This window comes from Gordonia jacobaea (assembly GCF_001186365.1).
Lineage (GTDB): Bacteria > Actinomycetota > Actinomycetes > Mycobacteriales > Mycobacteriaceae > Gordonia > Gordonia jacobaea.
Map to the genome: position 1 here is coordinate 268,277 of NZ_LDTZ01000016.1, position 25,265 is coordinate 293,541.

The 25,265-nt window shown below is 66.8% G+C and carries 2 protein-coding genes; both read left to right on the forward strand.

Annotated features, from left to right (window positions below):
* The first annotated feature begins 17 nt into the window (after nt 1-17).
* On the forward strand, nt 18-25,022 hold the full coding sequence (locus ABW18_RS10060; protein WP_053117430.1) for a non-ribosomal peptide synthase/polyketide synthase: 25,005 nt from the start codon (nt 18-20) through the stop codon (nt 25,020-25,022).
* Entirely contained in the window at nt 25,019-25,231 is a 213-nt protein-coding gene (locus ABW18_RS10065) for an MbtH family protein (RefSeq protein ID WP_049698840.1), read from the forward strand. The genes ABW18_RS10060 and ABW18_RS10065 overlap by 4 nt, the downstream gene beginning before the upstream one ends.
* The last annotated feature ends 34 nt before the right edge of the window (nt 25,232-25,265 follow it).

Genomic DNA, 25,265 nt, shown 5'->3' on the forward strand with positions numbered 1-25,265 from the left:
AAGGTCTCCACACAGCCGTGACGGGAATCGACGCGAACGCACTAGAAACATGCTCGGGGTGGGGTCGCCGTCCCGGTATACGTGATCTGATCGGGGTAACCGCACGGACCGAACCGCATGCCCTCGCACTGTCCACACCGGCGACGCTCACGTTCGGCGAGCTCGAAGCGCGCGTTGCGCCGATGGCCACGGTGTTCGCCGGACGCGGTATCGACCCCGATGCCGCCGTCGCAGCCACCATCGCACCATTGGTGACCACGCCCGGCGCAGACCCGGCCGCTTCGGCCGCCCTCACGCAGCAGCATCTCGCGCAGATACGTGCGGCGGCCGTCGACACACTCGGTGTGGACGACTGGCAATCGTTGCCCGGTCTCTTTCGACTCGCGGTGCGGCGCTTCGCCGGTCGGCTCGCCGTCACCGACACCTCCGGTGCCGAGCTGACCTATCGGGAGCTCGACGAGCTCTCCGACGCCGTGGCCGTGGGACTGGTCGCCTCAGGTGTGGAACAGGGCTCGGTCGTCGGACTCGCGACCGCCCGCAGCGTCGACGTCATGGTGGCGATCCTCGGCATCCTGAAGGTCGGCGCGACCTACCTCCCGCTTGACACCTCGCACCCGGCAGATCGCCTGCAGATGGTCGTCGACGACGCGGCTCCGGTCGTGGTGATCTCGGGCGAGGGCGGCCACGCGACGCTCGACCTCCTCGGTGTCGCGCTGACCACGACGGCCGAGCTCTCCGACCGTGCGCGTCACGCGTCGGGGGAATTGCCTGCCGCACTCGACCCGCGGCTGGCTGCCTACGCCATCTTCACCTCCGGTTCCACCGGTAGGCCGAAGGGCGTCGTCGTCGAACATCGGTCGGTGGTGGCGTTGTTGGCTGCAGCCCAACAGCATTACGGCTTCACCGAATACGACGTGTGGACGATGTTCCACTCGTACGCGTTCGACGTCTCGGTGTTCGAGATGTGGGGACCGCTGCTGTTCGGCGGACGTCTGCTCGTCGTGGATTACCTGACAACGCGCAGCCCGGCGGAGTTCGCAGCGCTGCTCGCGGCGCACTCGGTGACCGTGGTGTCGCAGACGCCGTCGGCGTTCTATCAGCTCGCCGCCGCCGTGCGGCCGCGTGGCGAGACGTCTGTCGCTTCCGACGAGTTGTCATCGTCGGTGCGGTACATGGTTTTCGCCGGTGAGGCGCTGGACTTCGCGCAGGTGACACGTTGGTACGCCGATCGCATGGCCGGCGCTGGACGCCCGGGGCCGGTGCTGGTGAACATGTACGGCATCACCGAGACGACGGTGCACTCGACGTTCCGTGCGCTCGATCCCGAATTCGTCGCGACGGCAAAGGGATCGGACGTCGGTGACGGGTTACCGGGCCTCGAGATCCACGTGCTCGACGAGCACCTGCGGCCGGTGCCAGACGGAACGCCCGGCGAGATCTACGTCAGTGGCACGCAGGTGACGCGGGGGTACCTCGGCCGCCCCGAATTGACGGGCGTGCGCTTCGTCGCGGACCCGTTCGCCGGCGACGGGCGACGGATGTACCGCAGCGGCGACGTCGCGATCCGTCACGGCGACACTCTCGAATATCTCGGTCGATCCGATGCCCAGATCAAGTTGCGTGGCTTCAGGATTGAACTCGGCGAGGTCGAAGCGGCGCTGCTCTCCACCCCGGGGGTGGATGCTGTCGCCGTTGCGGTGACGACGCGTGAGAACGGAATCGAACAACTCGTCGGTTACGCCGTCCTCGGCGAGGGCGCCGAGGTATCTCCGACGGCGATCAGGTCCAATGCCGCGGCGCTGCTGCCGGACTACATGGTTCCCGACGTGGTGATGCTGCTCGACGGTCTGCCGCTCACGGTGAACGGCAAGTTGGATCGTCGTGCGCTTCCAGAACCCGAGATCGTGGTCGACTCGGAGTACGTCGCCCCCGGTACGGAGACCGAGAAGATGCTCGCCGAGATCGTCGCGAACGTACTCGATCTCGAACGGGTCAGCGTCGCCGACTCGCTGTTCGATCTCGGCGGCAATTCGCTTGCCGCTGCCCGCATCGTCGGCCGCGCTTCCGACGCCCTCGGGGTAGACCTCTCCGTGCGCGACGTGTTCGACGCCCCGACGGTCCGCGGTCTCGCCGAACTGTCGGCTCAGCGTGCCGCCGGTCTGCCCGCGGTGGTGGCACTGCCGCGCCCGCGGCGAATTCCGTTGTCGTTTGCGCAGAGTCGCATGTGGTTCATCAATCAGTTCGACACGTCGTTGCCGACGTACAACATTCCGGCGCTGCTGCGGCTGGAGGGCGATCTCGATGTGCGTGCCTTACGCGCGGCACTGAGTGACGTGATCGAGCGCCACGAGGTGCTGCGGACGACGTTCCCCGCCGTCGACGACGAACCGGTTCAGGTGATCGGCGGTGTCGACGAGATCGATGAGCGACTCGAGTGGCGCGACGTCGACTCGTGGTCGGAGCTGCAGACCGTCGCGATGACGGGTTTCGACGTGACCACGGGCTGGCCGGTGCGTGCCGCTCTGTGGGCGCAGGCGCCCGGACAGTGGGTGTTCGCATTGGTGATGCACCATATCGCCTCGGACGGCGAGTCGTTGCGTCCGCTCGTCACGGATCTCATCACGGCCTACGTTGCCAGAACCGCCGGGGCCGCACCGGAATTCGCGCCTCTGGAAATCCAGTTCGCCGACTACGCCATCTGGCAGCACGACGTTCTCGGTTCCGCGGACGACACGGACTCGATCATCGGACGCCAACTCGGCTACTGGTCACGACAGTTGCGCGGACTGCCGGACGTGCTCGACCTGCCCGCAGACCGACCGCGCCCGACCGTGGCGTCGATGCGTGGTGCGCGTGCGTCATTCGACGTCCCGGCAACCGTGGCCGAGAGTGTGGTCGAGTTGGCACGCGCGTCCGGGGTCACTCCGTTCATGGTCGTGCATGGGGCGTTGAGCGCGTTGCTCGCCCGACTGTCGGGGACGGATGACATCGCGATCTCGACCCCGATCGCGGGTCGCGGGCAGCCAGTGCTCGATCCGCTGGTCGGAATGTTCGTCAACACGCTCGTCCTGCGTGTGGGCGTCGACCCCACATTGACCTTCACCCAGCTCCTCGATCGCGTGCGCGGCGTCGACCTCGAAGGCTTCGCGCATGCCGACCTCCCCTTCGAGTCCGTCGTCGAGGCGCTCGACCCGCCACGTTCGGAATCCTTTGCGCCACTGAGCCAGGTCATGCTCACATTCGATCAGAACGCGATGCCCGAGTTCGCCGCACGCGGTATCGCCGCGGCACGGCTTCCGGCCCTTGCCGTGGAGCCGGTCGACGTCGACGAGATTCCGGCCAAGGTCGATCTGACGTTCGGGTTGAGGGACACCGGTAACGGTTGGTCTGGCGAACTCGTCTACGCCACAGACATTTTCGATGCCGATACCGCAGAGTCGATTGCCCACCGATTCGTTCGACTGCTCACCGAGCTGACCGAACAACCGGCGCTGCCGGTAGGCCGCTCACGACTGCTCGACGATCAAGAGTACGACGAGATGTCGTCGATCTTCGGCAGTGAGGCGGCAACACCGCGGTTGCTGGCGGATGTCCTGGCCGATGTGGCCACACGGTACGCCGACTGCGCCGCGGTCACCGACGGGTCGGGCGCCGTCGCGACCTACGCTGAACTCGACGCCCGGTCGGATGCCTGCGCGCGGTGGCTCATCTCGCAGGGTGTGGGCACCGAATCGCTGGTGGCACTGGCTATTCGACGCTCGGTGGACCTTCTCACCGCGTTGTGGGCGGTGACAAAGGTCGGTGCGGGGTACGTACCCATCGACCCTGACTACCCGGCCGACCGCATCACCTACATGCTGAGCGATTCGGGCGTCTCCCTCGGTCTGACGACATCGGAGTTGCGCGAGCAGTTGCCCTCCTCGGTGACGTGGTCGTTCGTCTCAGACGTCGTCACCGTTCGGCGGGGTCCCGCTGAGCCCGCCTCGGCGCCTCTGAGGTCGGACGAGCTGGTGCGTCCACGTCACCTCGACGCCCTCGCCTACGTGATCTACACGTCCGGGTCGACCGGTCGGCCCAAAGGTGTTGCCGTCACCTACCGAGGTATCCACAACTACGCAGCAGACCTGAGCCGCTACGGGGCGGAAGCAGGGTCTGTGGTGATGGGCTATTCGTCTCCGAGCTTCGACGCGTCGATCCTCGAGTGGCTGATCGCCTCCACCGGGGGAGCGACGCTCGCATATCGGCCCGAGGGCGCGATCGGCGGGGAATTGCTCGAAGAGTTCATGCGCGAGGCCGGGGTAACGCATGCGTTCATGACGCCGACCGTTGCCGCGACGATCAATCCCGCAGCCGTCCCGGGTTTGCAGCTCCTGGCATCGGGGGGTGAGGCGCTGCCGCAGCGACTCGTCGATCGGTGGGCCGACGAGGTTGCCTTCTTCAATGCCTACGGCCCGACCGAGACGTCGGTCGCCGTCGCCAACAGCCGACGCCGCGTCGGCGACCCGGTGCGCATCGGCGGACCCATCGGGGGTGTGGGATTGGTGGTCCTCGACGACGCGTTGCAGCCCGTTCCCGTGAATGTTCCCGGCGAGCTCTACGTCCGTGGTGTCGCGCTGGCCCGCGGCTATCTCGATCGAGCAGGCCTGACTGCTGCGCGCTATGTGGCCGATCCCTTCGGCGGTGGCGGCGACCGCCTCTACCGCACCGGAGATGTGGTGCGATGGCGCCGCACCGAGGACGGCGAGCTGGAGCTCGAGTATTCCGGGCGTAGCGATGACCAGGTGAAGCTGCGAGGTCTGCGCATCGAATTGGGCGAGGTCGAAGCCGTCTTGTCGTCGTATCCGGATGTCTCGGAGGCGGTCGTGATCGGCGTGGGTGGTGCCGTGGCCACGGCGCTCGCAGGATACGTGGTGGCAGTTGCCGGACTCGATCTGTCCGCGGTGCGCGCACACCTCGAACAGCAATTGCCCGCGCATATGGTGCCTGCCACCATCACCGTCCTCGACGAGCTTCCGCTGACACCCGTCGGCAAACTCGACAAACGCGCACTCCCGGCACCGGAGCTCCCCGACGGCGACGACTACGTCGAGCCGGCGTCGACCGCAGAACGTCAGTTGGCCGCAGTGGTCGCAGGGATGCTGGGGATCGACCGGGTCAGTGTCACCGACTCGTTCTTCGCGCTCGGCGGAGACTCGATCATGTCGATCCGACTGGCGTCGGCCGCCCGTGACGCGGGCTTGGCCCTGTCGCCGCGAGACATCTTCGAACACAAGACGATTCGAGCAATGGCTCGCGCAGGCAGTGACGACCGGGCGAGCGTGCCCCTCCTGCCCGAGCCGGACGGCGGTGGTTCCGGCGAGGTGCCGCTGAGTCCGGTGGCCGCGTGGTTGCTCGAGACCGCCGGGGAGCCCGCGCGGTTGCGCGACTTCTCGCAGTCCGTGGTGATGATCGCTCCTCCAGATCTGAGTCCGGCCATGCTCGCGGCCGTCCTCGACGCCGTCGTGGCGGTCCACCCGATGCTCGCACTGCAGCTCCGACACACCGACGACGGTTGGAGTCAGGTCGCTGGATCACCCGACTCGCGCGCAGAGGTGCGCGCCGTACATGCCGACATCAGCACTCGGTCAACAGAGTTCGAGGCGCTGATCCGTGCTGAGCACGCGGCGGCCCTCGGCAAGCTCGACCCCGTTGCGGGACGGGTGATCGCGGCAGTCCTCGTGTCCGGAAACGACGGCGCGCGTGTCATTCTCGCCATCCACCATCTCTCGATCGACGCCGTGTCGTGGCCGGTCGTCGTCGAAGACGTCATCACCGCATGGGGTGCGATGGACTCCGACGCACAGAAGGCGTTGCGGTCAGAGGTGACCTCCGCCCGAGCCTGGCACAACGCGCTGGCAACCACGGTGCGTGCCGACGACGAGCTCGACTACTGGATGGCTCGCGTCGGACTCCGCACACCGGGTTTCGACGTCCCGACTCCGCTCGGTCAGGCCGCGCCCGCACCGGTGACCGTCGAACTCGATCCGGAACTGACCGAGGCCGTACTCGCAGACCTGCCGACGGCCTTCGGCGCGACCACCGCCGACGTGCTGATCGCCGCGCTCGCGCGTGCTGTGCGCTCGTGGCAAAACGATCGTGGGCTGGCAGCAGATGGTCCGGTCGCGATGGTCTCCGAGGGGCACGGACGCTACGAGGATGTGCTCCTCGACGCCGAGGAGCCACGCCGGGCCGATCTGTCGCGAACGGTTGGATGGTTCACGACCATCGCGCCATTCGCCGTCGATCCCGGTGCCGACGGGATTCACGCCGTCAAGGCAGCGAAAGAGGAGCGGCTGACCCGCCCCGGCAACGGGATCGGGTTCGGACTACTACGCGCGGATCAGCGAAGTCCGTTGTGGGGCTGTGAACTTCCGGCGATCGGCGTCAACTATCTCGGTGCGGTCGGTCAGGGCGTCACCGAGGCCGACACCGCCGTTCCGTTCGCGGTCGACACCCGCGCACCAGCACTGGCATCGACCGTGTCCGGCATGATGCCTGCGACGAACGTACTCACGGTCAACATCGCGGTACGTCCAGGCGAGCATGAACGTGTTCTGTCCGCGGATTTCCTGTACGCGCAGGATGTGTTGACCCAGCACGACGTCGCAGCTCTCGCCGCCGCATGGCTCCGCGAACTCGAGGGGATCGTCACCGAGGTTGCCGTGCTCGGTGATCCGGGGCCCTCGCCCTCGGACCTGCCCGGCACCGGCATCACGCAGGCCGATATCGACGACGTGGCAAAGGCGTACCCCGGCGCTGCGATATGGCCGCTGACGCCGCTCCAGCACGGCTTCTTCCTGCAGTCGGCGCTCGCCGACGCCGGCGGTGACGACGCCGTGGATGTGTATGTGGGACAGGCCGTTCTGCGCCTTGCCGCGCCCGTCGATGACACTCGGCTCCGCCGCGCCGTCGAAGGGCTGTTCTCCCACCACTCCGCCCTGCGGACGAGTTACCTGCAGACCGGGGGCGGTGCGGTGGTGTCCGTCGTGCAACCGTCGGTCGACGTTCCGTGGCGCACAATTGATCTGGGCGAGGTAGACGACACGCGGCGGCAGGCGGCGGTCGACGAGGTCGTCGCCGCCGAGCGCGTCACACCATTCGACCTCGCGGCGCCTCCGCTGCTACGGGTCGTGGCGGTTCGTGACTCGGGTGGCGTCACGGTCGTGATCACCAACCATCACATCCTGTTCGACGGTTGGTCGGGTCCGCTCGTCCTCGCAGACCTGCTGTCGCTCTACGCCACCGGGGCGACGTACACCGGTGCACAGCGCACCGGGATGAGCGATTTCGGCGACTTCGCGCGGCGCATCGCGGGCGCCGATCACGCTGCCGGGCTGGCGGCCTGGGGTGACGTGCTCGCAGCGGTTGACGGGCCGACACTCGTCGCGCCCGGCGCGATGGCCACCGCTCACTCATTGCCGCGCAACCACATGATGGTCGTCGACTCGCAACTTGTCGCCGGGCTCGAATCCGTTGCACGAGCGCAGGGTTCGACGCTGGCGACAGTTCTGCAGTTCGCGTGGGCGGTGTTGTTGTCACGGGTGACGGGGGAACGCGTCGTCACCTTCGGCGAGACCGTGTCCGGCCGACCTGCTGACCTCGACGACGCCGCGTCGATGGTCGGCCTGTTCATCAACACGTTGCCCGCGGTCGTCGACGTCGACCCGTCCATGCCGATCGCCGACGTGGTGGCAGCACTACAGAAATCCAAGGTCGCGGTGCTCGATCACCAGCACCTCGGACTACCGGAGCTGATCGCACTTGCCGGAGTCGACGGTGCTCTGTTCGATACGCTGACGGTCCACGAGTCCTATCCCGTTGACACCGAGTCGATTTCGACGACCGACACGTCGACAACAGGTCTCAGCATCACCGAGGTCGTGGTCAGTGACTCCACGCACTTCCCGCTGAACATGGTCACGTCGCCTCTGAGTGGCGGCGGACTGTCGATCAACCTGAAGTATCTGCCGAGTGCCTTCGACGACGAGCAGATCCGCGTCTTCGCCGAAGCGCTCGGCGTCATCCTGCGCACCGTGGTCGAGCGACCGCAGTCGTTGGTCGCCGACATCTCGTTGGTCGACGCTGCCGAGCGGGCGACGATCGAACGGTGGTCTGTCGGACCCCAGGTCGAGGTACCGGCAGTCGAGACGGTTGCTGATGCTGTTGCGGCGCAGGTGGTTCGGTCGCCGGGTGCGCCTGCGTTGTGGTGTGGGGGTCGGGTGGTGTCGTATGCGGAGTTTGGTGCGCGGGTGGCGGTGTTGGCGCGTGAGTTGATTGGTGTGGGTGTGGGGCCGGAGGTGGCGGTGGGGGTGTCGTTGGAGCGGTCGGTGGAGTTTGTGGTGGCTGTTCATGCGGTGGTTGCTGCGGGTGGTCAGTATGTGCCGTTGGATACGCAGGCGCCGCTCGAGCGGGTGGAGTACATGGTGGGTACTGCTGGGGTGGGTGTGGTGGTGGTTGCTGCTGGTGTGGTGCCTGCTGCGGTGGTGGGGCTTGGTGATCGTGTGCGGGTGGTTGAGGTGGATGCGTCGGGGTCGGTGGATGTGTCGGTGGCTGCGGTGTCTGATGGTGAGCGGTTGTCGTCGTTGTCGGGTGATGCGGCGTTGTATACGTTGTTCACGTCGGGGTCGACGGGTCGGCCGAAGGGTGTCACCGTCTCGCACCGGGCCGTACTCAACAGGTTGTGGTGGGGACTGGGCGAGTATCCGTGGGCGGCGGGCGATCGTGTGGTGTTGAAGACGCCGGTGACGTTTGATGTGTCGGTGCCGGAGTTGTTCGCGCCGTTGATGTCTGGTGCTCAGGTGGTGGTGGCGCGGCCGGATGGTCACGGCGATCCGTTGTATCTGGCGGAGTTGATCGGGGCGACGCGGGCGACGTCGGTGCATTTCGTGCCGTCGATGTTGTCGGTGTTCCTCGATGTCGTCCCCGAACAACGCATTCGCGAACTCGACTCCTTGCGGTGGCTCTTCTGTTCGGGCGAGGCGCTGCCGCCTGCCACCGTTGCCGCAGCCCATCGACTACTGCCGGACGTGTCGATCCACAACCTGTTCGGCCCGACAGAAGCGGCCGTCGAAGTGGGCTACGCCGATGTCACCACGCGAGATCGCTTGATCCCCATCGGGATTCCGGTGGCCAACACGTCGATGTATGTGTTGGATGCGCGGTTGGGTGTGGTGCCGCCTGGTGTGCCTGGTGAGTTGTATTTGGGTGGTGTGCAGGTGGCGCGTGGGTATGCGTCGCGTGCGGGGTTGAGTGCTGAGCGGTTTGTGGCGGATCCGTTTGGTGGTGGGGGTTCGCGGTTGTATCGGACGGGTGATTTGGTGCGGTGGGGTGTTGGTGGGGAGATCGAGTATTTGGGGCGTACGGATTTTCAGGTGAAGTTGCGTGGGCAGCGGGTGGAGTTGGGTGAGGTGGAGGCGGTGGTGGCTGCGGCGCCGGGTGTGGTGCATGCGGTGTGTGCGGTGGTTGATGGTGGTGGTGGTCAGCAGTTGGTGGGGTATGTGTCGCCGGGGTCGGTGGATGTGGATGTGGTGTCGGAGTATGTGTCTGGGGTGTTGCCGGGTTATATGTGTCCGTCGGTGTGGGTGGTCACTGATGAGTTGGTGTTGAACAGTTCGGGGAAGTTGGATCGTCGGGCGTTGCCGCCGGTGGTGGTGGCGGAGGTGGGGTTTGTGGCGCCGGTGTCGTCGTCGCAGGTGTTGGTGGCGCAGGTGTTTGAGCGGGTGTTGGGTGTGTCGCGGGTGGGGTTGGGGGAGTCGTTTTTCTTGTTGGGTGGTAATTCGTTGTCGGCGATGCGGGTGGCTGCTGGGGTGGCGGATGTGTTCGGGGTGTCGGTGTCGGTGCGTGATGTGTTTGATGCGCCTACTGTCGAAGAACTCGCCGATCTCGTGACCACTCGGGATCGCGGTCTCGCGCCGATCGAGGCCGTGTCGCCACGGCCGTCTGCGATCCCGTTGTCGTTCGCGCAGTCGCGGATGTGGTTCATCAACCAGTTCGAACCCGGGACCGCCACCTACAACATCCCGGCGCTACTGCGACTTCGCGGGAAGCTCGATCTCGTCGCGCTGCGCCGCGCTGTGGAAGATGTGGTCGCTCGTCACGAGGTGTTGCGTACGACGTTCCCCGCGGTCGACGGAACCCCGGTGCAGGTTATCCACCCGGCGCACCGCGTCGCGGCGGAACTCGACTGGGCCGTCGTCTCGGACGAACAGGCGCTCGCCGACGCGGTGAGCACCGGGTTCGATGTCACCGAATCGTTGCCGCTGAGGGTGCGGGTGGCACCGGTTGGCCCCGACGAGCACATCGTTGCCCTCGTCGCCCATCACATCGCGGCGGACGGTGAGTCGATGCGTCCGCTCGTGGCCGATCTGGTCACGGCGTATGTCGCACGTTCGGCGGACACGACGCCCGAATTCGTCCCGCTGGCAGTGCAATTCGCCGACTACTCGATCTGGCAGCACCAGGTCCTCGGCGATCCCGCAGATCCTGAATCGGTGGTCGGGCGACAGCTCGCCCACTGGGTCGCGGAGCTCGCGGGCCTCCCCGACGTCATCGATCTGCCGACGGACCGTCCACGCCCGCGAGTCGCCACTCATCGCGGTGCTCGCATGCAGGTGGCCATTCCCGCGGAGATCGCGGATCGAATCGCCGCAACAGCGGCCGAACGTGGCGTCACCTCGTTCATGGTTGTCCACGCCGCGCTGTCGGTACTGCTCGCGCGTCTGTCGGGAAGCACCGACATCGCCGTCGCGACACCGGTTGCCGGGCGCGGACACGCAGTGCTCGATCCGCTCGTCGGGATGTTCGTCAACACTCTCATCCTGCGCAGCGAGGTCGACCTCGCCGAGTCGTTCGTCGATCTGCTCGACCGGATCCGGGTGACCGACCTCGATGCCTTCACCCACGCGGACGTTCCGTTCGAGACCATCGTCGACGCGCTGGACCCGGTGCGCTCCGAGGCATTCGCGCCGCTGGCCCAGGTCATGCTCTCGATGGAGGTGGGCGCGGTCGCAGATCCCACCGTGCGTGTCGACGAGCTCGAGGTCGAGCCGGTCGACGTCCCAAGTGTCCCAGCGCAACTCGACCTCGCGCTCACGGTGACAACCGCGCCTTCGGGCGTTGATTGGCAGTGCTCGATCGTCTATGCCACCGACCTGTTCGACGACGGGACCATCTCGACGTTCGCCGACCGCTACCTCGCGTTGTTGGCCGGTCTGACGGCGGCCCCGGCAGACGCTGTCGGCGACACGACGTTGATCTCGCCTGCCGAAACGGCTGCCGTCCTGTCCGCCGCGACCGGGCCGATTACGGAGCCGATCGTCGAGACGGTTGCTGATGCTGTTGCGGCGCAGGTGGTTCGGTCGCCGGGTGCGCCTGCGTTGTGGTGTGAGGGTCGGGTGGTGTCGTATGCGGAGTTTGGTGCGCGGGTGGCGGTGTTGGCGCGTGAGTTGATTGGTGTGGGTGTGGGGCCTGAGGTGGCGGTGGGGGTGTCGTTGGAGCGGTCGGTGGAGTTTGTGGTGGCTATTCATGCGGTGGTTGCTGCGGGTGGTCAGTATGTGCCGTTGGATACGCAGGCGCCGGTGGAGCGGGTGGAGTACATGGTGGGTACTGCTGGGGTGGGTGTGGTGGTGGTTGCTGCGGGTGCGGTGCCTGCGGCGGTGGTGGAGTTGGGTGATCGTGTGCGGGTGGTTGAGGTGGATGCGTCGGGGTCGGTGGATGTGTCGGTGGCTGCGGTGTCTGATGGTGAGCGGTTGTCGTCGTTGTCGGGTGATGCGGCGTTGTATACGTTGTTCACGTCGGGGTCGACGGGTCGGCCGAAGGGTGTCACCGTCTCGCACCGTGCCGCTGCCAACCGTCTGCGATGGTGCATCGACCGTTTCTCACTGACCGACGCCGATCGGGTGGTGTTGAAGACGCCGGTGACGTTTGATGTGTCGGTTCCGGAGTTGTTCGCGCCGTTGATGTCTGGTGCGCAGGTGGTGGTGGCGCGGCCGGGTGGTCACGGCGATCCGTTGTATCTGGCGGAGTTGATCGGGGCGACGCGGGCGACGTCTGTGCATTTCGTGCCGTCGATGTTGTCGGTGTTCCTCGATGTGGTTCCGGCACAGAGCTTTACACAACTCCGGTCGTTGCGATGGCTGCTGACGTCCGGTGAGGCGCTGCCCACCGCGGTGGCACTCGAAGCACACGCACAGTTGCCGGACACCAGGATTCACAATCTGTACGGTCCCACCGAAGCTGCGGTCGACGTCACGGACGTCGACGTGACGGGAAGCGACCACGTCACCATCGGCAAGCCCATCAGCAACACCACCACGTATGTGTTGGATGCGCGGTTGGGTGTGGTGCCTCCTGGTGTGCCTGGTGAGTTGTATTTGGGTGGTGTGCAGGTGGCGCGTGGGTATGCGTCGCGTGCGGGGTTGAGTGCTGAGCGGTTTGTGGCGGATCCGTTTGGTGGTGGGGGTTCGCGGTTGTATCGGACGGGTGATTTGGTGCGGTGGGGTGTTGGTGGGGAGATCGAGTATTTGGGGCGTACGGATTTTCAGGTGAAGTTGCGTGGGCAGCGGGTGGAGTTGGGTGAGGTGGAGGCGGTGGTGGCTGCGGCGCCGGGTGTGGTGCATGCGGTGTGTGCGGTGGTTGATGGTGGTGGTGGGCAGCAGTTGGTGGGGTATGTGTCGCCGGGGTCGGTGGATGTGGATGTGGTGGGTGAGTACGTGGCTGGGGTGTTGCCGGGTTATATGTGTCCGTCGGTGTGGGTGGTCACTGATGAGTTGGTGTTGAACAGTTCGGGGAAGTTGGATCGTCGGGCGTTGCCGCCGGTGGTGGTGGCGGAGGTGGGGTTTGTGGCGCCGGTGTCGTCGTCGCAGGTGTTGGTGGCGCAGGTGTTTGAGCGGGTGTTGGGTGTGTCGCGGGTGGGGTTGGGGGAGTCGTTTTTCTTGTTGGGTGGTAATTCGTTGTCGGCGATGCGGGTGGCTGCTGGGGTGGCGGATGTGTTCGGGGTGTCGGTGTCGGTGCGTGATGTGTTTGATGCGCCTACCGTCGAAGAACTCGCCGAGGCGATCGAAGGCCGTGACCAGGTGCTGCCCCGCGTGACAGCGGTGGCGCGACCGGCGCGGGTACCACTGTCCGCTGCGCAGTCGCGGATGTGGTTCATCAACCGATTCGACCCGACGTCGGCGTCCTACAACATTCCACTTGTGTTGCGCCTCAGGGGAACTCTCGACCTCGAGGCTCTGGCCGCAGCAGTCGGCGACGTCGTGGAACGTCACGAGGTACTGCGCACGATCTACCCGGATGACGGTGACGGCCCAGTGCAGCACATCGTCGACGCCGCACAGGCGCGCGACGAGGTTGATTGGGGCATCGCATTCCATCGCGATGGGCTGATTGCTTCTGCCACAACGGGATTCGACGTGACGCGTGAACTCCCGATCCGGGGTCGGGTACTGCGGGTCGCCGACGACGAGCACGAACTGGCCCTCACCGTCCATCACATCGCGTTCGACGGGGGATCGGTTCCGGTACTCGTCGGCGATCTTCTCGCCGCCTACCTTCACCGCACCAGCCCGGCAGTGCCCGCGCAGGCTCCGCTGTCCGTGCAGTACGCCGACTATGCGCTCTGGCAGCAGGCGGCGCTCGGCAGCGTGCACGATCCGTCGAGCCCGATCGGTAGCCAAATGGACTACTGGCGAACGCAACTCGCGGCACTCCCGATCGTCACCGACCTGCCGAGGGATCGGCCGCGGCCCTCGGTGCGCGACAGCGACGCAGGTGTGGTCAGGCTGACCGTCGACGACGCGTTGGCGACTCGCATCGAGGCCTTCGCCCGAGACCACGAGACCACCGGCTTCATGGTCCTGCACGCGGCGCTGGCGATCATGGTGTCGCGCGAGGCCGCCACCGGCGACGTCGTCATCGGGACCCCGATCACGGGCCGCACGGACTCTGCCCTCGCCGATCTTGTCGGCATGTTCGTCAATACGTTGGTGCTGCGCACCGAGGTTGATCCGGGGCGGACCGTCGAGGACTTCCTCGCGTCGGTGCGCACCACCGATCTCGATGCCTTCGCGCATGCCGACGTGAACTTCGAAGATCTCATCGACGAGTTGTCGCCCGCGCGTTCCACCGCATTCGAGCCGCTCGTGCAGATCGCCTTCACCCATGTGTCGGGCGACGTCGATCCGCGGGCCGAGATGGAGGCGGCTGGACTGGTCGCCGAACCGCTGGACATCGCTGCGCCGACGGCCAAGTTCGACCTCACGGTCGGCGTGGCAGACCGACGCGCCGACTCTCCCATGACGGCCGAATTCATCTATGCCAGCGCACTGTTCGACGAACCGACGGTACGCGGTTTCGCCGATCGCTGGTTGACGGTGCTGGAAGCGATGGTGGCAAACCCCCGGGTCGCCGTCGGCGACATCGACCTCGCGGTCGACGACGACACGGTGGTGTCACTCGGGGTGCGGAGTCGGAACTCGTTGGGCACCAATGGTGTTGCAGCCGATGGCGGTGTCTCGATGCCGCGAGTACTCGTCGACATCCTCGACGACCGCGTCATCGATCCGGACCGTCCGGCACTGGTCTGTGGTGACCACCAGTTGACCTACGACGAATTCGAGAAGGCGGTCAATCGGGTGGCCCGCAGGCTGATCGCCGCGGGTGTCGGACCCGGCGACGTGATCGCCGTCGGTATGAACCGCTCGATCAACTCGGTTGTCGCCGTATTCGGTGTGTTCCGAACCGGGGCCGCGTACGTGCCCATCGCGCCGTCGTATCCCGAGGACCGCATCGCCTTCATGTTGGCCGATTGCGGCGCAACCCTTGGGATCAGCGATCGCGACACCATCCCCGGCCTCGGGGAGTCGCCGTGCACATGGATGGACATCGACACCCTGATCGCACCCGGGGTCGAAGACAGCCCCGTCACGAACGACGAGCGCCGTGCGCCGAAGAGACTCGACGACCTCGCATATCTCATCTACACCTCCGGATCGACCGGTCGCCCCAAGGCTGTCGGCGTCGCTGAGCGCGGCATCGCCAATCTCGTCGACGCACTCGCGGAGATCTCCGGGACCTCGGCAACCGCATCCGACGTCCGGGTGCTGCATGTCGCATCGCCCAGCTTCGACGCGTCGGTACTCGAAATGCTCTGGGGCATAGGCCTCGGCCACACCCTGGTGATCGCCGGCGCCGACGAGTACGCCTCGGACGCGCTCGGCCGGGTCCTCGAGCGCGGCGGTGTCACCGACGCGATCATCACGCCTACGGTGCTCGCCACCGTCGACCCGCGTTTCGGTGCGAGCCTGCGAAATCTCGCATCGGCGGGAGAAGCGTGCCCACCCGAACTCATGGACAGGTGGGCGTCGGCTCATCCCGATCTCAGGACGCTCAACCTCTACGGGCCGTCGGAGACGACGGTGTGGGCAACCGCGGCCGTGATCGAGCGCGGGCAGCCGGTGACCATCGGACGCCCGATTCGCGGGTTCGCCGCGTATGTTCTCGATTCGCGACTGCACCAAGTGCCGCAGGGCGTGACGGGGGCGCTGTATCTCAGCGCCGACGACTCTCTCGCGCGTGGCTACCTCGGACGTCCCGGACTGACCGCGAAGGCGTTCGTCGCGAATCCGTTCAGCTCGACACCGGGCGCGCGCCTGTACGCGACGGGCGATCTCGTCAGGGTCACTGCCACAGGCGAATTGGAGTATGCCGGCCGCATCGACACACAGGTCAAGTTGCGCGGGCTGAGGATCGAACTCGGCGAGATCGAGACGGCACTCACCTCGCATCCCGACGTCGACGCTGCGGTGGTGATCGGCGTCGGCGGTGCCGTCGCGAGCGCGCTGGCAGGGTACGTGGTGGCATCACCCGACGTCGATGTCGCAGCCATCCGCGACCACATCGCCACGCGGCTTCCCTCGCACATGGTTCCCGCGAGTCTGACCGTGCTCGATGCTCTACCGCACACGCCCGGAGGCAAGGTCGACACCGCCGCGCTGCCCGAGCCCGCCGAAGGGGCACAGCAGCACAGCAGCGTCGCACCGGCGACCGACGCGGAGGAGCGTGTCGCCGCCGTCTACGCCGAGGTGCTCGGTAGCGAGACCATCGGCGTCACGGAGAGCTACTTCGACCTCGGCGGCAACTCGTTGTCGGCCACTCGCGTTGCTGCGCGCATCTCCGAACTCTTCGACGCCGACATCACCGTGCGCGACGTCTTCGAGCAGCCAACCGTGCGCGGTCTCGCCGCGCTTGCGGCGCAGCGTGAGCCGGGCCTCGCCCCGGTCGTGCCGGTCGTGCCCCGACCGGCTCGCATTCCGCTGTCGTTCGCGCAGGCCAGGATGTGGGTCATCAACCAGTTCGATCCCACGTTGAGCACCTACAACGTCCCGGTGCTGCTTCGGCTCAGCGGCGACGTCGACGTGGCTGCGCTGCGGGCAGCCGTCGTCGACGTCGTCGAGCGTCACGAGGTGCTGCGGACGGTGTTCCCCGCGGTGGACGGCGTTCCGGTGCAGATCATCGGCGGCGTCGACACCGTGTCGGACCGCCTCGATTGGGGCGTCGTCGACTCCGCCGCACAGCTCGAGGCCGCGGTGACCGACGGCTTCGACGTCAGTGTCGAGGAGCCGCTGCGGTGCTGCGTCTGGCGGTCCGCGCAGGACGAGTATGTGTTCGCGCTGGTGGCCCACCACATCGCTGCCGACGGCGAGTCGATGGGCCCGTTGGTCAGCGACATGATGGCGGCGTATGCGGCGCGCGCGACAGGCTCGGCACCGCACTTCGCGCCGCTGCCGGTGCAGTTCGCCGATGTGGCCATCTGGCAGCACGAGGTGCTCGGGCGGCCGGACGACCCGGCGTCGGTGGTCGCGCGTCAACTGTCCTACTGGGAGGACGCGCTGGCAGGCGTACCGGATGTGGTGGAACTGCCGACCGACCGTCCGCGACCCCTCGTCGCCTCCGAGCGGGGTGCGCAGGTCGGGTTTGCGATACCGGCCGCCATCGCAGGCCGGGTGTCGGCGGTGGCACGCGAGCACGGTGTGACACCGTTCATGGTCGTGCACGCGACACTCGCTGCGCTCCTGTCCCGACTGGCCGCCACGACCGATGTCACGGTGGGAACCCCGATTGCCGGTCGCGGACAACGTGATCTCGACGCATTGGTCGGCATGTTCGTCAACACCCTCGTACTCCGCAGCGACGTGGACCCCGGCGCATCGTTCGCCGATCTACTCGAGTCTGTGCGGACCACCGACCTCGACGCGTTCGCCCACGCCGATGTTCCGTTCGAAGCGGTGATCGATCGTCTCGACCCCGTGCGTTCGGAAGCGTTCGCGCCCCTCACCCAGGTGCTGCTCACGTTCCATCAGTCGGTGCTGCCGGAGTTCGCGGCGGAACTGAACGCCACACATGTTGCCGGAGTGCAGATCTCGCCCATCGCGCCGCAGCACACCCCGGCCAAGGTCGACCTCACCTTCGGTATCGCCGACGCTCCCGACGGTCAGCCGTGGACGGCGCAGATCGTCTATGCCACAGACCTTTTCGATGGCTCGACGGTTGACACGATCGCCGACCGGTTCGTCCGGATGCTCGACGGCTGCACCGCCGATCCGAGCCTGCCGATCGGCGACGTCGTGCTTCTGTCGGATGACGAGAAGGCGACGCTCGCCGCACTTCCGGCGCCGATAACGAACATGCCGCGCGCGGACCTGAGCCTCGTCGACCTGTTCGCCGAATCTGTACGCGCACACCACGACCGGCCAGCAGTCAGCGCGGCCGGACAGTCGCTCGACTACGGCGAACTCGACCGCCGGTCGACGGCAGTGGCCGCGGCACTGGTCGAGCGCGGTGTCGTCGCGGGAGATCTCGTCGGTGTCGCAACGGCACGCACCGTCGACCTCGCCGTCGCCATTCTGGGTGTCCTCAAAGCGGGTGCGGGCTATCTCCCGTTGGATACGACGAACCCGGTGCGACGCCTGACCTACATCGTCGCCGACGCCGCCATCGACCTGATCATCACCGACGCCGCGACCGTCGATCACGAGCTGTTCGGGCAGTTGCCCGACGCGGTCGCGGCCGTCGACGTCGACGACCTGGTGGGCGAGGGGACAGGTCTGCCCACGCCGACGCCGGTCATCAAACCTGATTCCGGCGCGTACGTCATCTACACCTCCGGATCCACCGGCAAGCCCAAGGGCGTGCAGATCACTCACCGCGACGTGCTCACCCTGATCGACACCACCGCGACCGACTTCGAGTTCGTCCCGACCGACGTCTGGACCATGTTCCACTCCTATGCGTTCGACTTCTCGGTGTGGGAACTGTGGGGCCCGTTCGCGTCGGGTGCGCGTCTGGTCATCGTCGACCGCGACGTCGCACGCGACCCGGACGCATTCGTCGAACTCCTCGGCCGCGAAGGGGTGACGGTGCTGAGCCAGACGCCGTCCGCCTTCTACCAACTCATCGACGCTCGACGGCGCGTCGGACCTGATCTCGCCCTGCGCTACATCGTGTTCGGCGGCGAGGCGCTCGCATTCGATCAGGTCGACCGCTGGTTCACTGAAAACCCCTCGGACACAGCCCAACTGGTCAACATGTACGGCATCACCGAGACCACGGTGCATGTCAGCATCCGGCCCATGGACCGAGCATCGGTCCTCGACGGCGACAGCTCGCTGATCGGTAGGCCGTTGAGCTCGTTGGGCATTCACATCCTCGACTCGCGACTGCATCCGGTCCCGCCGGGCGTCGTCGGCGAAATCTATGTCACGGGTGGCCAATTGGCGCGGGGTTACCGGGGACGGTCGGAGCTCACCGCCACGCGGTTCGTCGCCGACCCCTTCGATCCGGGCGGCGAACGCATGTACCGCACCGGCGACCTCGCCCGCCGCATCGGCGACGACATCGAGTATCTCGGGCGCGGTGATGCGCAGGTGCAGCTGCGTGGCTTCCGCATCGAGTACGGCGAGGTCGAGGCCGCATTGGCCGCTGCCCCCGGCATCAACGCGGCCGCGGCAACGGTCGTCGACATCCCCGGACGTGGCGAGCAACTCGTCGGCTATGTGGTCGCAGACCGGATCGACTCGATAGACGTGGACGAGGTCCGCGACTCGGTTGCGCGCGCGGTGCCGACGTACATGATTCCCGGAATCATCATGCCGATCGATCGTCTGCCGCTGACCGCGAACGGCAAACTGGATCGACAAGCACTGCCGCAGCCCACGATCGACGGCGTCGGCGGCGACGACGTCGTGCCGGCGACGCCCGCCGAGGAGACTCTGGCCGGCCTCGTGTCCGGTGTGCTCGGGGTCGAAAAGGTCGGCATGACCGACTCCTTCTTCGCGCTCGGCGGTGACTCGATCCTCGCCATCACGCTCTCGTCGGCCGCACGTGCAGCAGGCCTTCCGATCTCCCCGCGCGACATCTTCGAGCACAAGTCGGTGCGCGCTCTTGCCGTGGCAGCAGCAGCCGATGCACAACGACTCCCGATGCTCGCCGAGTTGCCGGACGGGCCGACGGGTGCCGTTCCGGTCTCGCCGATTGCTGCGTGGATGATCGAATTGTCCGACGAGCCAGACGATTTCGCCGACTTCTCGCAGTCGATGACACTCATCGCGCCCGAAGGTCTCGACACCGAGTCATTGCGGCGACTGCTCACGACGGTGGTCTCGGCACACCCGATGCTGTCGTCGACACTGCGGTGCGTCGACGGTGAATGGGTGGCCACAGCAGGATCCGACGCCACACCGAGCGTCGTCGGCGAGCGGGTCGATGCAGCCGGCGGCAGCCCGGAATTCGCTGCCGCGGTGCGGGCGGCACATGCTCGCGCACTGCGTGAGCTGTCACCGGCCGACGGGGTCCTGGTGTCCGCCGCACACGTCGTGGGAGCCGACGGTGCGCGGGTGGTGCTCGCGATCAATCACCTCGGCGTGGACGCGGTCTCGTGGCCGATCCTCATCGAGGATCTGATCACGGCGTGGGCGGCGTCGGAAAGCGGTGGCGATGCGACGTTGCGTCCCGAGGTCACCTCGGCACGGGCGTGGCACTCCGCGCTGGCCGAACGCACACCCGATCACGTGGGCGAGGTCGACTACTGGCTGGCGCGCGTCGACCGCGAGCCCACCGATCTCGGCGTCACCGTCGACCGCGACCGAGATCGATTCGCCACGCTCTCCACGGTGACCGTCGCCGTCGGCGCCGCGGACACGGAGGCGCTACTCACCAGCGTCCCCGAACAGTTCGGTGGGCATGTCAACGACGCTCTGCTCGGTGCGTTGGCGCGCGCGATCAGGTCGTGGCAGCGTGCTCGCGGAATCGTCGACGATGCTCCGGTATCGATCCTGGTCGAAGGTCACGGACGCTACGAGGACGTGCTCGCCCACGGCTCGTCGCCGAGCATCGCTGACCTCTCCCGCACCGTCGGATGGTTCACGTCGATCGCCCCGATCGTGGTCGACCCGGGCGATGACGTCGTGCACGCCGTGAAGGCTGCCAAGGAGGAACGCCTCGGTCAGCCCGAGCACGGTCTGGGATTCGGCCTGCTGCGCAACAACCTCTCGCGCAACGGTGACGCACGGTTGGCGCAGACCGCGTTGCCCGGTATCGCGTTCAACTACCTCGGAGCCGGCGTCCGCGGCAGCGACGACGCGGCGGTGTTGCCGTTCACCGCCGATCCCGCGGCACCCGCGCTGCCCGCGTCGGTGTCGGGTCGCATGGTTGCGATGAACACGCTCTCCGTCAACGTCGGCACCGCGACGACCGACAGCGGCCGCGAATTGTCGGCCGACCTGCTGTTCCCGAGTGGCGCATTCTCTCGGTCGGACATCGAAGACCTCGGTGATCGATGGGCGGCCGAACTCGCCGCGGTCACCGTCGCGGCGCGACAGCCGGGCGGACCGGGACTATCGCCCTCGGACGTGCCCGGTACCGGCGTCACCCAGGACGACCTCGACGAGCTCGCGCATCGTTTCGGCTCGGCCGACGTCTGGCCGATGACGCCACTCCAAAGGGGCCTGCACGTCCAATCAGAGCTCGCGGGCGACGACGCGGTCGATGTCTACGTGGTGCAGGGAATCCTCCACCTCGGCGGGGACATCGACGTCGAGCGGCTTCGTCGTGCGACAGAAGCACTCTTCGATCATCACAGGGCGCTGCGCTCGGCGTTCGTGCGTTGCAGGAGCGGCGCCGTGGTCACGGTGATCCCGGAGTCGGTCTCCGTGCCGTGGGAGGTCGTCGAGGTACCGGCGTCGTCGGCCGGTGATGACATGTCGGCTGATGACAAGTCGGCGGTGGAGCGCTACGCCGACGTGGAGCGACGTCGTGGATTCGATCTCGAGTCCGCCCCGCTGATGCGCTTCACGCTCTTCCGCCACGGCGACGACGCGCACCTGATCGTCACCAATCACCACATTCTGATCGACGGATGGTCGGGTCCGCTCGTCCTCGCCGACCTGCTCGCGCTCTACGCGACCGGGTCGACCTACACCGGGACACAACCCGGTGGTGGCGACTTCGGCGATCATGCGCGCCGCATCGCGCTCGCCGATCCCGACGCCGCTCGGGCAGCGTGGCGAGGCGTGCTCGCACCGGTCGACGGTCCGACCCTCGTGGCTCCCGGCGTGTCCGGTGCTCGCGAGATGCTTCCGCGCGATCACTCCGCGCTGCTCGACGAGCAGATCGTCGACGGAATCGAGCGGCTCGCCAGGGCGCAGGGCGCAACCGTGGCCACGGTGCTGCAACTGGCCTGGGCTGTGTTGTTGTCTCGACTGACCGGGAACCGGGTCGTCACATTCGGTGAGACCACCTCGGGCCGCCCCGCAGATCTCGAAGGCGTGGCGTCGATGGTCGGCTTGTTCATCAACACCGTGCCCGCCGTCGTCGACGTCGACCCGGACGCACCCGTCGCGGACGTGCTCGCGCGTCTGCAGCAGGCGAAGGTGACCGTGCTCGACCACCAGCACATCGGACTGACCGAGCTGATGGCGCTGGCCGACGTGCCGCTGCTGTTCGACACCCTCACCGTGCACGAGTCCTACCCGGTGGACGGCGACTCGCTCGCGACCGCCGACCCCGCACAGACCGGGGGACTGCAGATCCTCGACTTCGATGGCACCGACGCGACCCACTACCCGCTCAACATGGCGACGGCTCCGTTGCCGGGCGGGCAGATCTCGCTCACGCTCAAGTATCTGCCTGCGGCATTCGACGATCACCAGGTAGAGGTGTTCAGCACCGCGCTGGTCGAGATCCTGCGCCAGATGGCCGCTGACCCGACACGCCTCACCGCCGACATCACCCTCGTCACCGAACAACAGAGGGCACAGTTCACGCCGGTCGACGGTGGTGAAGGGGAACGACCGCGGCTGCTCGCCGACCTCTTCGCCGAAGCCGCGGCGGCATACGGACCGCGCACAGCGGTCAGCGACGCTGCCGGTTCGACGCTGACCTACGCCGAACTTGACGCCGAGTCCACTCGCCTCGCGCGGTGGCTGATCGCACGTGGGATCGGGACCGAGTCGCTCGTCGGTCTGGCGATCGGACGCTCCACGGAATTGCTCACCGCGATCTGGGCGGTCGCCAAGACCGGCGCGGGGTATGTGCCGATCGATCCCGACTATCCGGCGGAACGAGTCGCGACGATGGTCGAGGATTCCGGCGCCGTACTGGGCCTGACCCGCTCGCGCTCGCTGCCGACGCGGCCGGGACTCGACTGGGTCGACCTCGACGACCCTGCCGTCTCGCGCGCAATCTCGTCACAGGACACCACCTCGCTCGCCGCGAACGAGCTACTGAAGCCGGTGCGACCGGACAACACGGCCTACGTGATCTACACCTCAGGATCGACCGGAAGACCGAAGGGTGTGAGCGTCACGCACTCCGGTCTGGCCAACTACGCCGCAGCGGAATCGTCCCGCTTCCCGCAGGTCGAGAAGCCGGTTGTGCTCGGCTTCGCGTCGCCGAGCTTCGACGCCTCGGTGCTGGAGTACCTCCTCGCCGCAGCGTTCGGCGGCGAGATCGCATACCGCCCCGCGGACGCGGTCGGTGGCGAGGCACTGGAGCAATTCATGCGAGAACGTGCCGTGACTCATACGTTCCTCACCCCGACCGTGTTGTCGACCATGGATCCGGCTGCACTGCCGGATCTGGCGGGGGTCGCCGTGGGCGGCGAAGCCGTGCCGCCGTCGATCGTCGACGGTTGGTCGAGCCACCTCAGCCTGCACAACATCTATGGTCCGACCGAGACGACGATCAGTGTGACGTTCGCGCGGCCGACGAGGCCGGGTGCCAGAGTGCTTCTCGGCGGTCCCATCAACGGCACAGGGTTCGAAGTCCTCGACGCCCGCCTGCATCCCGTACCCGAGGGAGTCTCCGGAGAGCTCTACATCACCGGACTACCCCTCTCTCGCGGATATCTCGATCGGCCGGGACTGACGTCGGAGCGGTTTGTCGCGCACCCGAACGGCACCGCGGGCGAACGCATGTACCGCACAGGCGACGTCGTCCGTTGGCAGCGCGACGAGACCGGTGAACTCTCACTCGAGTACGCGGGCCGAAGCGACGCTCAGGTCAAGCTTCGCGGTCTACGAATAGAACTGGGTGAGATCGAGGCGGCCCTGGCGGCTCATCCGACGGTCGAATCGGCCGTCGTCGTCGGAGTCGGGGGAGCGGTGGCGACAGCGCTCGCCGGGTACGTCGTGCTCGACGATTCCCCGGGCCCCGATGATTCCCTCAGTGATCCCGAGGAATCCGTGTCGACGACGCTGCGGCACTTTCTCTCGCAACGGTTGCCCGCCCATATGGTGCCGTCGAGCATCACCGTGCTCGATGCCTTTCCGCTCACGGCCGTCGGCAAACTCGACAAGCGCGCGCTTCCCGAACCGCAGCGCCCGAGCGGGGTTCGTGTGGACCCGGTCGGGCCGATCGAGGAATCGGTGGCCGAGGTGTTCGGCGAGATCCTCGGCGTCGAGAACGTCGGCGCGACCGACAGCTTCTTCGACCTCGGCGGCGATTCGTTGTCGGCGACCCGTGCTCTCGGTCTCTTGCGGCGCGTGCACGGCGACCATCTCGAACTCGGCTGGTTGTTCAACGATCCGACGCCGCGCGGGATCGCGGCCCGAATCGAAGGCGCCACCGCGCCGGCAGGAGAGGTTCTCATCGAGCTCGCGCGCGGCTCACAGCCTCCGCTGTTCTGTGTGCACCCGGCGGGCGGACTCGCGTGGTTCTATGGCGGGTTCGTGCCCTACCTGGCCGATCGGCCGGTGTACGGCCTGCAGGATCCGCACGCCGTGTCCGGAGAACCGTTTGCCTCGTCTGTCGAAGAGCTGGCGCAGAGGTACCTCGCCGAGATCCGACGTGTGCAGCCGGAAGGGCCGTACAACCTGCTCGGATGGTCGCTCGGCGGATACGTCGCCTACGCGATGGCCACGGCGCTGCGGGAAGCAGGCGAGGAGGTCGACTTCCTCGGCGTGATGGACTCGGCGCCGGTGTCCGTCGACCAGGTGAACGGGTCTGAATCGGCCGAGCGGGTGCGTCCCGGCGGCGAGTTCGTCGGCGATTTGCTGGGGGGCTGGCGCGACCTATTCGATCTCGGGGAAGATATTGAGGCGAGCTCTGCCGATGAGGTCGCAGCGATCGTGCGGGACAAGATCGCATCGCTGGGACTGCTGCGTGATGAGCAGGTGCAGTGGGTGATGGACAGTTTCGCGGGTGGTGAGCAGTTGGTGGAGCAATTCCGCCCCGACCGGTTCGACGGCTCGCTGCTGGTGTTCACGGCGACACGCGACAAGGAAGACCCATCCGCTGTCGCGCGGTCGTGGGAACCACACGTCGACGGAGACGTTGTCAACGTAGACGTCGACGCCGACCACCTCGGCATGGCGAATGCGGACGCACTCGCAGTCATCGGGCCGGTCCTGGCTCTGCGACTGGCGGGCAACGCGCACGAGCAACACACAACGAACATCGAAGACGATGGTGAGGAAAGGAAGCGACAATGACGAATCCCTTTGACGACGAGAACGGACGATTCTTCGTCCTGGTCAACCACGAGAACCAGCACTCCCTGTGGCCGACATTCGCCGACATCCCCGACGGATGGACCAAGGTGTTCGGAGAGGACAGCCGGGCCGCGTGCCTCGAGTACGTCGAGCAGAACTGGACCGACCTGCGCCCGAAGAGCCTCATCGAAGCGATGGAGGCCGATTAGTCGGCGCGAAGGGCAGACGCCCCTGTAGAGGCTG

Bases quoted from the DNA above. Each gene is read 5' to 3' on its own strand.
- ABW18_RS10065 (WP_049698840.1), top strand. From the start codon at position 25,019: ATGACGAATCCCTTTGACGACGAGAACGGACGATTCTTCGTCCTGGTC.